Consider the following 14386-nt stretch of genomic DNA (forward strand, 5'->3'; position numbering starts at 1 on the left):
TGGCCATTACAGTAGCGCAGTTATCTTGGCAATATCAAGTTGCGCTGCTGCTTTGCTGATATCGTTTGTCATCGGCATTTCTGCTAATTTTGTTATCGGTAACAGACGTTCTAGCTCTGCAATATTTTCCGCAAGATAAGGCATATTTTCAGGGCAGTTAGCGACCCAACCAAGGCAGTCTAGGCCATCAGCAATAATCGCTTGATAAGTTAATACGGCATGATTTAAGCAGCCAAGTTTCATATTCACCACCAAAATGACCTGTTGGGCACTAGCCTGTACAAACTCAGAAAGGAATTTACCTTGACCCAAGGGCAAGCGCCAGCCGCCAGCACCTTCGCAAATCACCACGTCAGCCTGTAACGCAAGTACCTCATTATAGCCACGCTCGATATCAGCAATAGTGATAGTTTGTTGCAGAGTTAAGGCGGCAATATGCGGTGCGATAGGCTCTGCAAACGCGATCGGGTTAATGTTTGCAATTGATTGCTGACAGTTTGCTTGCGCTTGCAGTTGTAAGGCATCTTCATTAACTAGGCGATCATTTATACGCTCACAGCCCGCAGAAATAGGTTTATAAACCGCGACTTTTTTGTTTTTGGCGACTAACGCCTTTACCAGTGCTTGTGCCACATACGTTTTACCTGCATCGGTATCAGTTGCGGTAATAAAAAGTTTTAACATCAGCCTTCATTCTTTTTCGTTATTGAGATTTTTATACGCATTGCAATTCATACGCTATTTAACTTGCTAATTTAACCACTAACCCAGAGAGCACTTTATAGGTCGCAGGATAAATACCACCTGGGTCGATAAAGTCTTGGTAGCTTTGCGTCATTTTTTGCCACTTGTCTTTACCCGCAAGCCCTTTAGCTTGCTTTTTTGGTACATGATTAGCGCCAAGGCCCTTTAACTCGTGCGCAAGGTGCAAAACGTTTTCATACTCTAAAACAATATCTTGTTGCTTTACATTCAGTAACTTGCGATCTGTTGCATCGAGTAAGGCCGTGATCTCTTGCTCGGGCTTAAAATCAATAACATGCTGATCATCATCGACTTGTGCCCAAGCCGATTTTAGTTCAAATAAAGTGCCGTCAACCAAGGTTGAAAAAATAAAAAGCCCACCTGGCTTTAATACTCGCATCAATTCATTTAACACCGGCTCTAATGGCTCGCACCACTGGATCATTAAATTTGAATAAACAAAATCAACCGTTCGACTTTGCAGCGGTACTTTATAAGCATCGCCTGCCAGCCAAGCAATGTTGCTCTGGCGACTTTGTTGGGCAAAATTAAGCATGTCTTTCGAAATATCAAGACCAATGACTTGTTGATAACGAGCGGCTAATAAATCGGTAAAAAAACCTGTCCCTGAGCCTAAATCTAAAACCGTTAAATCATTTCTATTGGGTAGCCAAGGCATTAAATGCTTGCCGCAATAACGCTGTAAACGTGCCGAAACATCATAAGATGTACTAGCTGAGCCAAAAGATTTTGCTATTTTGTAACGATTAGTGCCTTGGGGCATTATGCTATAACCTCGTTGATACAATTTGCTAAGTAATTGATATCTTTAACTTCATGACTGGCGGTTACGGTAACGCGTAACCGCGAACTGTTTTTTGGAACCGTTGGCGGGCGAATGGCTGTCAACCAAATCCCCTTTGCTCGTAGTTTCTCAGCTACCTGTAATGCCGTTGACTCATCACCTATCACTATGGCGTGAATTGATGAAGTAGTATCAAGTAACTTAACTTTATCGGTTAATTTTGACGCCAGAATATTACTTAATTCGTTAATTTTCTCACGCCGCCAATGCTCGGTTTGGGCAATTTTAATACTGGCTCGTGTTGCCCAAGCAAGCGCTGGCGATATCGCGGTAGAATAAATGTAATGCCGAGAAAAGTTGATTAAATACTCTGCCAACGTTTGACTGCACGCGACAAAAGCACCACTGGTTGCCAAACTTTTACCAAAGGTTGCCATCACTACATCGAGTTCAGCTAGGCTAGAGCTGCCTTGGCCATATTCACCTACAACACCAATACTGTGCGCATCATCTAAATATAATAGCCCATGACATTGTTTGGCAACTTGCGCTAGATCAGCAATCGCGGCTTGATCGCCATCCATGCTAAACACCCCTTCCGATGCTATAACATGATTGAGTTCATTACTGTTAGCTGGTTTACTTTGTTGTGCTTGGCTGATCAAATGTTTGAGTTGCGCAATATCATTATGCAAAAAGCGCTTAACACTTGCATCGCTGCTCATCGCACCGTCTATCATTGAGGCATGGCTTAATTTGTCTAAATAAAGTCGACTGGTTTTATGACCTAAGGCATGCATTATGGCAATATTCGCGGTGAAGCCACTGGCAAACAGTAAACAGCGCGGCTGATTAAGCCAAGCACAAATATCATTTTCTAATGCTTGATGTGCATAGGAATAACCAGTAATTAGGCTTGAACCGCTCGCACAAGTGCCAAAACGTTGTGCTCCTTCGAGTAACGCTTGCCCAATAGCCGAATGATGATTCAAACCTAAATAATCATTCGAGGAAAAGTTTAAATAACGTTGCTCATTAACGCTAACATAGCGACCACTTTGTTCAGCAACGCATTGGCGTGCACGATAACGGTTGCGCAGCTGTTGCTGTGCAACCTCTTGGCTTAAGTACTCAAACGCCATAGGTATTAATTGGCAGCGTTATAAAATAAATCGCTATGTTGTTGCTCGCTTACGGCGGTATGTAACTGTTGCTCATTCTCTGTGTTACTAGCGACCGTTTCAGTATTAATACCTAAGCGCTCAAACAACTGCATGTCTTTATTTGCTTCTGGATTGCCGGTTGTTAATAATTTGCAGCCATAAAAAATTGAATTTGCGCCCGCTAAAAAGCACATAGCTTGCATTTGCTCATTCATGGCATCGCGGCCAGCCGATAACCGAACGTGACTTTTTGGCATCATAATTCGAGCCACCGCAATACAGCGAATAAATTCAAAATGATCTAAGTCAGCGACGTCTGATAATGGCGTACCCTCAATTTTCACTAGCATGTTAATTGGGACACTTTCAGGTTGTGGTGATAGGTTGGCTAACTGCGCTAACAGTGATGCCCGATCTTTACTTTCTTCCCCTAGCCCAACGATACCGCCACTGCATACTTTCATACCTGAGCTGCGAACGTTAGATAATGTATCTAACCGATCTTGATACGTGCGGGTGGTGATAATTTGATTATAATGCTCCGGCGAGGTATCAAGGTTGTGATTGTAGTAATCTAAGCCGGCAGCCTGGAGTTCATCTGCTTGCTCTGCCGATAGCATGCCCAGTGTCATACAGGTTTCAAGACCCAGTGCTTTTACGCCTTTCACCATTTCAACCACCAACGGCATATCTCTGGCTTTAGGGTTGCGCCAGCCAGCGCCCATACAAAAACGGGTTGAACCTTGTGCTTTCGCCGCTTTCGCTGCCGTAAGCACTTTTTCCACTTCCATCAAGCGTTCTTTATCAATATCCGTTTTATAACGCGAACTTTGAGAGCAGTATTTACAATCTTCTGGGCAAGCACCGGTTTTAATTGACAATAAAGTGCTCACTTGCACTTCGTTTGGGTTAAAGTTGGCACGGTGAATGGTTTGCGCTTTAAACATTAAGTCATTAAACGGCATATCAAACAGCGCTTTTACTTCATGCGCCTGCCAATTATGGCGAACTTCACCCAGCCGATGTTGACTTGAACTGGCAAGGCTATTAGCCGTAGTTTGTTGTGCCGATGTAGTTTGTTGGCTCATAGTTATTCACTCGTTTTGAAATTGCATCTGGTCATGTTAACGAGTAGTCTATGCGCGAGCCGTTGGATGTCAACTAATTCACCCAAGAAAACTTTACATATGAATAAAAATCAAACAGAAATACTCGAATATGATAAAAATCATGTTTGGCACCCCTATACTTCAATGACAAATCCGCTACCTTCATACTTAGTTGACTCCGCTGCAGGCGTTCACATAACGCTCAGTAGTGGCGAAAAACTGATCGACGGTATGTCGTCATGGTGGTCAGTATTGCATGGTTATAATCATCCCGAATTAAATCGCGCTTTAATTAAGCAAAGTGAAAAATTTTCTCACGTTATGTTTGGTGGTTTAACGCATCAACCCGCGGTTGAGCTTGCGCAAAAGTTAGTGGCAATGACACCTTGTGGGTTAAATAAAGTTTTTTTAAGTGATAGTGGCTCAGTTGCCGTTGAAGTTGCGTTAAAAATGGCTATCCAATACTGGCACAGTAAAAATAATACTGAAAAGCATAAAATACTTACCGTTAAAAACGGCTATCATGGCGATACCTTTGCAGCCATGTCGGTGTGTGATCCCGTCAATGGTATGCACCAACTTTTTGAACCTGTGCTAATGAAAAATCTATTTGCACCCGCGCCAAAAACGGCGTTTGGCGCAACTTGGCAACAAGACGATTGCGCACAGTTAGCAGCCATGTTTGCCAAACATCATCATGAAATAGCAGCCTTTATCATAGAGCCTATTGTTCAAGGTGCCGGTGGTATGCGCATCTATCACCCCAATTACTTAAAAACCTGCCGTGCGTTGTGCGATCAATATGATGTACTTATGATTGCTGATGAAATTGCCACGGGTTTAGGCAGAACGGGTAAACTGTTTGCCTGTGAATGGGCCGATATCAGTCCCGACATTATATGTCTTGGCAAAACCTTAACCGGTGGCTATATGACATTAGCGGCCACTTTGTGTACTGACGATGTCGCAAACACCATTAGTCGAGGTGAAGCAAATTGCTTTATGCATGGCCCTACTTTTATGGGAAATCCGTTAGCTTGTGCAGTGGCAAATGCCAGCCTTAACATCTTAATGCGCAATGAGTGGCAACAACAAGTCGCTGATATTGAGCAGGCGCTTAAACACATGCTACTACCTCTTAAAAGCCATACCCGAGTTTTTGACGTACGCGTGCTAGGGGCGATTGGTGTAGTTGAAAGTAAAACGCCGGTGGATATGGCCGCGATTCAAAAGCGCTTTGTTGAATTAGGGGTTTGGATACGGCCATTTGGCAAGCTTATTTACATAATGCCGCCATTTATTACTGATCTTGAACAGCTCAGGCAATTGTCTGCGGCAATCAAAACCGTATTAAGCGACGATGCTTGTTTTCAATAACGGGCTACGTTCTGTTATCAGTGTTTAACCAACATTGGCTTCTGAAATTTGTACTAAAATAAAGCTTACCCAAGCAACGGTGATCACTAATAGTAATAGAATATTAAAGTGCTTGCCGTCGCTTTTTCGGCGACTACGATACTTATCCAAAATTAAACAAAAATAACTACTAAGGGCGCTTAACCATAAAACTATGTATAGATAGCCAGTCAATGGTGTTAACCAAAACTTTCTGATCTCAATACCGTGATAACGTAGCAAGCCATAGTCAGTTTCAGGAGCCGCATAATACGCCACAATTAAAGCAAATATAAATAATCCCCAGCCAACGATTGCTAACACTCTGAGGATGTAGGTCCAGATATCTGCAGCATTTCTTCGTTCTTTTTTTACACTATTCATGCTTAGTACCACCTTTTGCAGTTAATCATGCCATTTTTTTGCTGTTTTTTATTTCAATATAGCCTGTATTGCGTAACTTTTACTTGTTAAACCTAACGAGCAAGGTAACATAACACTCCTTAAAATTTGAGAACATTTTTGACAGCAAAGAGGTTTCTAAATGTCAGTCATTGCAATTACTGATATCTTAGCAGGAAAATATCCTGTAGATGAATCAATAACTATCCATGGTTGGATCCGCACGCGTCGCGATTCCAAAGCAGGTATTTCATTTTTAGCCATACATGACGGTTCATGTTTTGATGCTATTCAAGCAATTGCGCCGAATAATTTAGCGAATTATCAGACTGACGTATTAAAATTAACCACAGGTGCTGCGGTCAAAGTCACCGGCACTTTGGTGCAATCTCCTGGCAAAGGACAATCGTTTGAAGTTCAAGCCGAACAGGTTGAAGTATTAGGTTTAGTAGAAGATCCTGATACATACCCTATGGCCGCAAAGCGTCATAGTATTGAATACTTGCGTGAGCAAGCGCATTTACGTCCTCGAACTAATATTGGTGGCGCAGTTACGCGTGTACGCAATACCTTAGCACAAGCCGTACATCGCTTTTTACATAGCAAAGGCTATTTATGGATTGCAACACCTTTAATTACCGGCAGTGATTGTGAAGGTGCAGGTGAAATGTTCCGTGTTAGTACCCTAGATATGGAAAACTTACCACGCAATGAACAAGGTAAAGTTGACTACAACCAAGACTTTTTTGGCAAAGAAACGTTTTTAACCGTCTCTGGTCAGCTAAACGTTGAGACATATTGTTGTGCACTTTCCAAAGTCTATACCTTTGGCCCGACTTTTCGTGCAGAGAACTCAAATACTTCACGCCACTTAGCGGAATTTTGGATGATTGAGCCAGAAATCGCCTTTGCCGATCTAAGCGATGCCGCTGATCTAGCAGAAGAAATGCTGAAATATGTTTTACAAGCCGTACTTGATGAGCGCCCAGATGATTTAGCTTTCTTTGAGCAACGTGTCGACAAAACGGTTATCGAGCGTCTGAAATCTGTGATCAATAATGATTTTGTACGTTTAGATTATACTGATGCCATTACCATTCTAGAAAACAGTGGTAAAAAGTTTGAAAACAAAGTGTCTTGGGGCGTGGATTTAAACTCAGAGCATGAGCGTTACTTAGCTGAAGAGCACTTTAACGGCCCAGTTGTTTTACAAAACTACCCTAAAGACATTAAATCATTTTATATGCGGTTAAATGATGATGGTAAAACCGTGGCCGCTATGGACATTTTAGCGCCAGGTATCGGTGAGATTATTGGTGGTAGTCAACGTGAAGAACGTTTAGAAATATTAGATAAGCGACTAGCTGAAATGAACTTAGATGCCGATGATTATAGCTGGTACCGTGATTTACGACGCTACGGCACTGTGCCTCACTCAGGCTTTGGTTTAGGATTTGAGCGCCTTGTAGCGTATGCAACAGGCATGCAAAACGTCCGCGACGTAATACCTTTCCCTAGAACACCAAACAACGCCTCGTTTTAAGTTAGACGAAAAAAACCCTCTTTTAGAGGGTTTTTTTCTGTTTAGACATTTCACCAAACTTACAAATAGCTGACATATTCAGCCAAATTTTTATCGGCTTTTAATGGCAACTCTTTCGCTTTTTCGCCGATATATAAAAAACCCACGATCTCTTCATGCAATTCGATACCTAAGCGCTCTTTTACTAAGGGATGGTAGCTCATTTCGCCTGTACGCCACATAGCACCTAAGCCAAGACTCGTGGCCGCCATTTGCATGGCATGAGTGGCACAACCTGCGGCAATTACTTGCTCTTGTTTAGGCACCTTAATGTGTTGGTGGAATTTAGTGCTGACAATTATAATTAATGGCGCACGAAACGGCATTCTTTCCGCTTTCGCTATTTTTATTTCGTCACTGCCATCACTGATCGCAGCTGACTTAAACGCTTTACTGAGTTTATTTAAGCCCTCACCTTTTACCACGGTAAATCGCCACGGTGTTAAACCGCCATGATCTGGGGCACGCATACCCGCCTTGAGAATCGCATTGATGCTCTCCTCATTAGGGGCCTGACCTTGTAAGTGCGGGTTAGACTGACGGCTATGTAAAAACTCCAATACGTTCATAAATTCATTCATTCCTTTTAAGTTTATTTTACTATTTGGTAACGCGTAACTGATATTGATAACGCGTACAAAGTGCTAATTAGCACACTATCTCTTTGTGATCATAAACATTTATAAAAAATTATCATTAAAAAATATCACTATTTCAGGTACGGATAAAAAATTTGCCCTATCAAGTACTCCCCTTAGTTATAACAGAACCTATTTATCGCTAACTTCTTTCAGCTTACGCTACGGTAACATTTGCGCTGTTACATTTGAATGACAAAAATATTTACATTTACGACTACTTAAAGCGACGAAATTTCAGTAGCATAGGGTTAACTTTCTGCACAAGCAATAGATAAGGTTTATGAAAGAAAATAAGACCACTTTCGCACGAATTAGCTCAGGCATATTTAGCGTTCTCAATACCACGCGTAAAATCATCATTAACTTAGTGTTTTTTGTTGTTGCAATAATCATTATCGCGCTTAACAGCGACGGCGACAATATTCTTGTGCAGCAAAACTCAGCTCTAGTATTAGATATTAAAGGTGATATTGTCGAACAAAAACGCGAAATCGATCCGGTAGATGCCTTTATGAGTGAAGCTATGGCGCAACCAGAACAAACAACAGAGGTGTTATTGGCCGATATTCTTGCCGTTATCGAGCAAGCGCGCGATGATGATAGGATCAACACAATAGTACTCGATTTGAAAAACCTCAAAGGCTCTGGGTTGACTAAGTTACGCGATATTGCCAAGCAGCTCACCGAATTTAAACAAACAGGCAAAAAAGTGATTGCCATTGGTGAGTCTTTCAATCAAAACCAATATTATTTAGCGAGTTTTGCCGATGAAATTTGGCTAAACCCTAAGGGCTGGCTACTACTCGATGGCTATGGTCGCTTTCAACTTTACTTTAAATCGGCCTTAGAAAAACTCTCAATTAGCCAACATGTTTTTCGCGTAGGCACCTATAAGTCGGCGGTAGAGCCTTATATTCGTGACGACATGTCAGCGGCAGCGAAAGAAGCAAATCAATTGTGGCTCAATGACTTATGGCACCAATACAAGACAGATGTTGCTGCACAGCGCCGCTTTTCTACCGACAATTTTGATGAAAGTATTGACGCTTTAGTTGCCAAGCTAACCGCTGCAAATGGCAGCATAGCTGAATATGCGTTAGCAAATAATTGGGTCGATGCCTTAAAAACTCAATATGAAATGACCTTAGCGTTAAATAAACATTTAGATGTGAGTAATTGGCAGGATAAAAAGGTAACTTTTAACGACTATTTAACGCTTATAAACCAAGAGCAGCCACAAAATACCGCAGCCGATAAAGTAGCCGTCATTGTAGCGAAAGGCATTATCTTAGATGGCGAACAAAAAGCCGGTAACATTGGCGGCAGTAGCACCGCAAAGTTACTGCGCAAAGCGCGTGAAAACCGGGCGGTTAAAGCTGTCGTGTTGCGTGTTGATAGTCCTGGCGGCAGCGCTTATGCCTCTGACGTGATACGCCAAGAGGTAGAGCTATTAAAGGCTGCCGGTAAACCCGTTATCGCCTCAATGGGTAGCTATGCCGCGTCCGGTGGTTACTGGATATCTGCTGCTGCCAATAAGATTTACGCGGCCCCTAGTACCATTACCGGCTCTATTGGCATCTTTGGTTTCTTTATGACCTTTGAAAACACTTTAAGTAAACTGGGTATATACACTGATGGTGTTGGTACAACGGATATTTCAGGGTTTGGCGTAACTCGTGCATTAAGCCCTGGCATGGCTAAGCTTGTACAATTAAATATTGAGCGCGGTTACCAAGACTTTCTCGAGCTTGTTGCCAGTAATCGCAATATGAGTATCAGCCAAGTGGATGCTATCGCTCAAGGACGGGTATGGTCTGGCGCCAAAGCGGTTGAGCTTGGCTTAGTGGATGCATTAGGGGACCTTGACAGTGCGATTCTAGCCGCTGCGAATTTGGCAAATTTAGACAGTTACGACACGCTATTAATTGAAAGAGAAAAAAGCCCACGGGCTTTATTTCTACAAAGTTTATTTGGTCAAGCATCGTTATGGTTTGCGACGCCCGATGACAATACAGGCTATACGGACAATAGTTTAAGCCGTGTAATTGCAAAACTTTCACTTGAACTTAATCAACTGGCACAATTAAATGATCCGCAAGGAATTTACTCATTTTGCCTTACCTGTGAAATCGAATAACCTAGCGTATTCATAGCGTGACTTATCAAGCCTCAATTTATCGAGGCTTTATTATGCTAGATTGCGACGTCAGAGACTCATTTTCACAATAGCAATATGTTACAATCTTGCGCGATTTCTCCATTTAGGCTTGCTATAGCCTGGCAGCTGATGCCACTTGAACAATAAGATTTTACTATGAAAAAACGTATTTATATCGCGTATACCGGCGGAACCATAGGCATGAAGCCAAGTGAAAACGGTTATGTGCCTCAGAAACAGCATTTAACCGATGCCATCATGCAAACACCTGACTTTCATCGCCAAGAAATGCCTGAGTTTACGATCAATGAATATCATCCCTTAATTGACTCTTCCAATATGTCACCCGCCGATTGGCAACAAATTGCCAATGACATTCAACAACATTATGATCAATATGATGGATTTGTAGTGTTACATGGCACAGATACTATGGCTTACACTAGCTCTGCCTTATCTTTCATGTTAGAAAACTTAGGCAAGCCGGTTATTGTTACTGGCTCGCAAATACCCTTTAGCCAATTACGTTCAGATGGTAAGGAAAATCTGCTAAATTCACTCTATATTGCGGCAAATTATCCCATTCATGAAGTTGGCTTATATTTTAACAATAAACTGTTCCGTGGTAATCGCTGTATTAAAGCCTATGCAGATGGATTCAATGCTTTTGATTCTCCAAACTTACCACCATTACTTGAGGCGGGTATTAACATTAGGTTAAATCAAGGTAAAGTTGCTCAGCCGATATCTACGCCATTATCGTTAGCACAAATCACGCCGCAGCCCATTGGCGTAGTGCATTTATACCCTGGCATATCTGTAGAGCTGATTAAAAATATTATTAAACAGCCGGTAAAGGCACTTATCATTCGCAGTTATGGGGTTGGCAATGCTCCACAAAATAAAGCATTGCTTGAGTGTTTAAAACAAGCAAATGATGAAGGGATAGTGATTGTCAATTGCAGTCAATGTGTTAAAGGCACGGTAAATATGACCGGCTATGCCACCGGCCATGCCTTAAGCAAAATTGGCGTGATCAGCGGCCATGATATGACCCTTGAAGCAACGCTGACTAAGCTACATTATTTATTAAGTAAGAATTACAGCCAAGCAAAAGTTCGACAACTGCTTGAGCTAAACTTACGCGGTGAATTAAGCACAGAGTAATAGTTTGCTGCGCGAAAAAAGCTAACAAGTCATAGCCCTGAAAGCTAACTTAACTCGCTTTCAGGGCATAAAACTAAAAAACTATAAAAATATAGGCTTTATTCGTTCAAGTAAGGGTAAGTCTTGTTCAGACAACTTGCCTAATAATAACCACTGGTTGAACTCTTTCGTTAAATCAATATCCGCACCTGAAGACATTCGACTTTGCATTAGCTCTACCTGCACTGCCATGCGTTGTTGCTGTAATTCAACGGGTGAAGGTATACCAGCTAATACTTCAAGTGCTATCGTCGCTTGGTCGCGGCTAACAAGGCTATTTTTGCTGGCTAACTCTTTAAGCTTCTTCTGCCAAAATGCATTTAATTGCAAAAACTGATTTTGCGCGGTAACGCATTGACCATTAACTGCACTTGCTGATAACAAAGCAAAGACAAGTTGCCATTGCTGTTTTTCACCTGCTTGCTTTGCCTGGGTTATTTTTTTGGTAAGCTCACTTTTCTTAGCGCTTATTTGTTTTTCTAATGCCACCATAGCCGGCTTTTGAGCTGAAACATCGGACGCTAATGTCTGTAATTGCTGCGCAAACGCTTGTAGCTCGTCCAGTTGCTTAGCCACTGAAAATTGCTCAAGTAGCTGATCAAATTTAGCTGTCAACTCAGCTGTTTTTGCTAATAATAAGGCTTCTTCTTTAGCAGTTTGCTGCGCGCGCTTAGCAAAAATTTGGTCGTTTATTTTACGAAACTTTTGCCAAAGTTTGTTTTCATATTTTGCACCAGCATAGCCTAACTCTCGCCACTGTGCTTGCAGGTTTTTAACCTGATTAATGGCAGCGTAAATATCCTCGTTGCTAAGTAAAGCTTCAGCACTGGTTATCAAGGTTTGTTTTGCCGTTTTATTTTCTTGGTAAAATCCATAAACCAATGATTTTACCGGTGCTAATATCGCATTAAACTCAGTATTTATCGCTTGATAAACGCTTCTATCAACTTGCCCTGCCTGTTGCCATTGCTTGATAAGATCATGGTAGGAGTGCGCTAATTGTTTATGATCTATTACCGTGTTTTCAGCATCATTAACCGCTAAGCCATCGGCAAGCTCTTGTGCTTGTGAGACCAGTTGACGACGCAAGCCTAAATGTTGTTCGCGTAGTTTTTCTTGCTCAGCAAAATAAACACGGCAAGGGGCAAATGCCGTTTCACACAATGCATTAAACTGGGTATTTAACGCTTGTTCAGCGTCATCTTCTGCATGCCCTAAGCTATTCCAAAGTTTTCGGTATTGCTTAACTTTCTCTGCCTGCTCATTCGGGTTATCTAAGGGTGTATCAACAATCGCTTGAATATCTGTTAATAGTTTTTGCTTACGCGGGGTCGCGATATAATGTTCCCAATCCGCTAACTCAGCAATTTTTTCATTTAAGCTATGATAATCTTTTTGCAAGCGTTGCTGCTGTTGCTCAGATAGCGCGTTAAACAGTTGTTTAGCCTTTTTAAAAACGCCAAATGCCGCATTAAACTTACCAGCGGCTATTAACCTTCTGGTAGCGCTTAGTTTTTTCTGTGTCACAGAAAACTCTTGTTTTTGGGCAGTTTGTAAAGGTTTTAATGCACTTTGCCAGTTTTTTTCAATCTCTTGCGCGGCGCTTTTAATTGATTCAGGTAAAGCCCCTGCCGACTTCTTTTCTGCTGCTTGCCAATCGCTCAGCCATTGCTGGTAAATAGGTAAACGCTCGTTCATCTCAATAAGCGTTGTTGGTAAGGCTAATTGCGATACTTTAGATATCAGCTGCGTAGCCTCGGCAACAGATTCCGCTATCAAGGGCAGCTGCTGTAACTTTTGCTGTTGCTGTGCAACTTTGCCTTGCAAGTCTTCTTGCTGTTTAAGGCTTAATGGCGAGTCGGCTATTTCTTGGGCGAGTTGCTTAAATACGGCTAAGTATTGTTGCTCGTCGATACGCTCATTTTCGAAAATACTAGTACTTAGTGCTTGATCTATCTCTTGCAGTACACCTTGAAAATGCGCTATGGCGTGCTGTTTTTGTTGCGCTAACGCTTGTGCTATTTCGGCTTGTGCATGCTGCTCGGCTTTACTTGCAAACAATTGCTCTAACTGCGTCAGTATTTTGCAATACTTTTGTGAAAACCGGTTTTGTTCTGTCGAATCAAAAACCGCAAACTTATCGTTTAATGTTTGCCATTCTTGTATTAATAACTCACGCTTTTGTTGATAAACAACAAAGTCCGATTGCTCTTTTAAAGCTTGCAACTTTGCCAAGACTAAATTGACTTGTTTACGCAGGTTTATTGGTCGCTCAATAACAGCTTGTAATTGCGTCAACTTTTCTGTTATTTGTTGCGTTATTTGCTCATTACAGGCTTTTTTCTTTAGCTTTTCTAAACTTGCAATATCATTAAGTTTAGCCACGATATAAGCTTGCACTTTAGCATGTTGTTTTTGAGCAAATAAATTAATTAATAACTGTGGTTTAAGCACAGGTTTGCTGTTATCTGGCTGTGGTTTTTCTGCTAACTTTTCAAATAAGGCGATAACTAGTGTTGGATCTTGCGTGCTTTTCAACCAGAGCTCAAAACGGTGATAATGCTGATGTGCTGCAATGTAACTGAGCTTTTCCTGCATAGACAAGGTTATTTCATCTTGATCAGTTAAAATGGCGCTAACTTTTTGCTCGGCATAACGTCTCACTTTTTCCATCGAGTTTTCTTGACTATGAAGCAACCAAGTTTGAAAGTCTGCTAATTTGATTAGTGCCGCTCGTCGAACATTTTCATGTTCATCATTTTTTGCGAGCTGCTCAATAATAAAACGATGCTCTGGCTCACCAAGCGATAAACTATTACTTATCGCTTCTACCCTAACGGCACTATCTTTATGTTGCCACGGCTTTTTAAATAATTTTGCAAAAATCATAGATCTGAAAACCTAGCAATATCATTGCTGTCTTTTTTTGCGGGGAAATCAGCGCGTAATTCGCTTTTGGTTTTCATGATCATTTCACCATTGGGACCAATAGACAGCGTTTGATCAGATTCTAAATGTTTCGCTTGATAGGCCATAGTAATTTGTACTGCCGATAACTGTTGTGCTTTATCAACCGCGACACCTTCAGGCCACTTACCGGTTTCCGCCGCACATTTTAAACGTAAATACATGTCTTCTGACATGTGTTCGACTAACTCTATGATATCCATGAATGTCTCTT

12 protein-coding genes are annotated in these 14386 nt (G+C 41.6%); 4 read left to right on the plus strand and 8 right to left on the minus strand.

Annotation, left to right across the window (positions count from 1 at the left end):
- Positions 1–6: 6 nt before the first annotated feature.
- Genes bioD through bioB form a run of 4 tightly spaced genes read right to left on the minus strand, consistent with a single transcriptional unit; the run spans position 7 to position 3677 of the window.
- Positions 7–684: a dethiobiotin synthase gene (gene bioD / locus B6K83_RS10165; RefSeq protein WP_085284813.1), complete on the minus strand. Its 678-nt coding sequence runs from the start codon at positions 682–684 to the stop codon at positions 7–9.
- A 58-nt stretch (positions 685–742) separates the two neighbouring features.
- Positions 743–1528 carry a malonyl-ACP O-methyltransferase BioC gene (bioC, locus tag B6K83_RS10170; protein ID WP_085284814.1) on the minus strand — a complete coding sequence of 262 codons (786 nt, stop codon included), beginning with the start codon at positions 1526–1528 and terminating at the stop codon, positions 743–745.
- Positions 1528–2691, minus strand: coding sequence for an aminotransferase class I/II-fold pyridoxal phosphate-dependent enzyme (locus B6K83_RS10175; RefSeq protein WP_085284815.1), 1164 nt, complete (start codon positions 2689–2691; stop codon positions 1528–1530). The genes bioC and B6K83_RS10175 overlap by 1 nt, the downstream gene beginning before the upstream one ends.
- A 5-nt stretch (positions 2692–2696) precedes the next feature.
- Positions 2697–3677 (minus strand): biotin synthase BioB, encoded by a 981-nt coding sequence (gene bioB / locus B6K83_RS10180; RefSeq protein WP_408607207.1) that lies wholly within the window; start codon positions 3675–3677, stop codon positions 2697–2699.
- Between the two features lie 222 nt (positions 3678–3899).
- Between bioB and bioA the strand changes: the two genes are divergently transcribed.
- The gene (gene bioA / locus B6K83_RS10185) at positions 3900–5198 is read left to right on the plus strand and encodes an adenosylmethionine--8-amino-7-oxononanoate transaminase (protein WP_085284839.1); all 1299 of its coding nucleotides are present in this window, start codon (positions 3900–3902) and stop codon (positions 5196–5198) included.
- 24 nt (positions 5199–5222) lie between these two features.
- Here the strand turns inward: bioA and B6K83_RS10190 are convergent, their stop codons facing one another.
- Positions 5223–5600 carry a hypothetical protein gene (locus B6K83_RS10190; protein ID WP_085284817.1) on the minus strand — a complete coding sequence of 126 codons (378 nt, stop codon included), beginning with the start codon at positions 5598–5600 and terminating at the stop codon, positions 5223–5225.
- A 160-nt stretch (positions 5601–5760) separates the two neighbouring features.
- Here B6K83_RS10190 and asnS point away from each other — a divergent pair, with 160 nt between their 5' ends.
- Positions 5761–7161, plus strand: coding sequence for an asparagine--tRNA ligase (asnS, locus tag B6K83_RS10195; RefSeq protein ID WP_085284818.1), 1401 nt, complete (start codon positions 5761–5763; stop codon positions 7159–7161).
- Positions 7162–7220: 59 nt separating this feature from the next.
- Here the strand turns inward: asnS and B6K83_RS10200 are convergent, their stop codons facing one another.
- Positions 7221–7769, minus strand: a complete 549-nt coding sequence (locus tag B6K83_RS10200) for an NAD(P)H nitroreductase (protein WP_085284819.1) — start codon at positions 7767–7769, stop codon at positions 7221–7223.
- 352 nt (positions 7770–8121) lie between these two features.
- On the opposite strand from B6K83_RS10200, the gene sppA reads away from it, so the two are divergent.
- Together sppA and ansA are read left to right on the plus strand one after the other, a co-directional pair.
- Positions 8122–9978, plus strand: coding sequence for a signal peptide peptidase SppA (gene sppA / locus B6K83_RS10205; RefSeq protein WP_085284820.1), 1857 nt, complete (start codon positions 8122–8124; stop codon positions 9976–9978).
- 177 nt (positions 9979–10155) lie between these two features.
- Positions 10156–11166 (plus strand): asparaginase, encoded by a 1011-nt coding sequence (gene ansA / locus B6K83_RS10210; RefSeq protein ID WP_085284821.1) that lies wholly within the window; start codon positions 10156–10158, stop codon positions 11164–11166.
- An 81-nt stretch (positions 11167–11247) separates the two neighbouring features.
- Here ansA and B6K83_RS10215 read toward each other — a convergent pair whose 3' ends face one another.
- Together B6K83_RS10215 and B6K83_RS10220 are read right to left on the minus strand one after the other, a co-directional pair.
- A complete protein-coding gene (locus B6K83_RS10215; protein WP_085284822.1) occupies positions 11248–14094 on the minus strand; it encodes a DUF349 domain-containing protein in 2847 nt (948 codons plus the stop codon).
- Positions 14091–14375: a YeaC family protein gene (locus B6K83_RS10220; protein ID WP_085284823.1), complete on the minus strand. Its 285-nt coding sequence runs from the start codon at positions 14373–14375 to the stop codon at positions 14091–14093. Before B6K83_RS10220 ends, B6K83_RS10215 begins: the two co-directional genes overlap by 4 nt.
- Between the last annotated feature and the right edge of the window lie 11 nt (positions 14376–14386).

It is taken from the genome of Colwellia chukchiensis (genome assembly GCF_002104455.1).
Classification (GTDB): domain Bacteria; phylum Pseudomonadota; class Gammaproteobacteria; order Enterobacterales; family Alteromonadaceae; genus Cognaticolwellia; species Cognaticolwellia chukchiensis.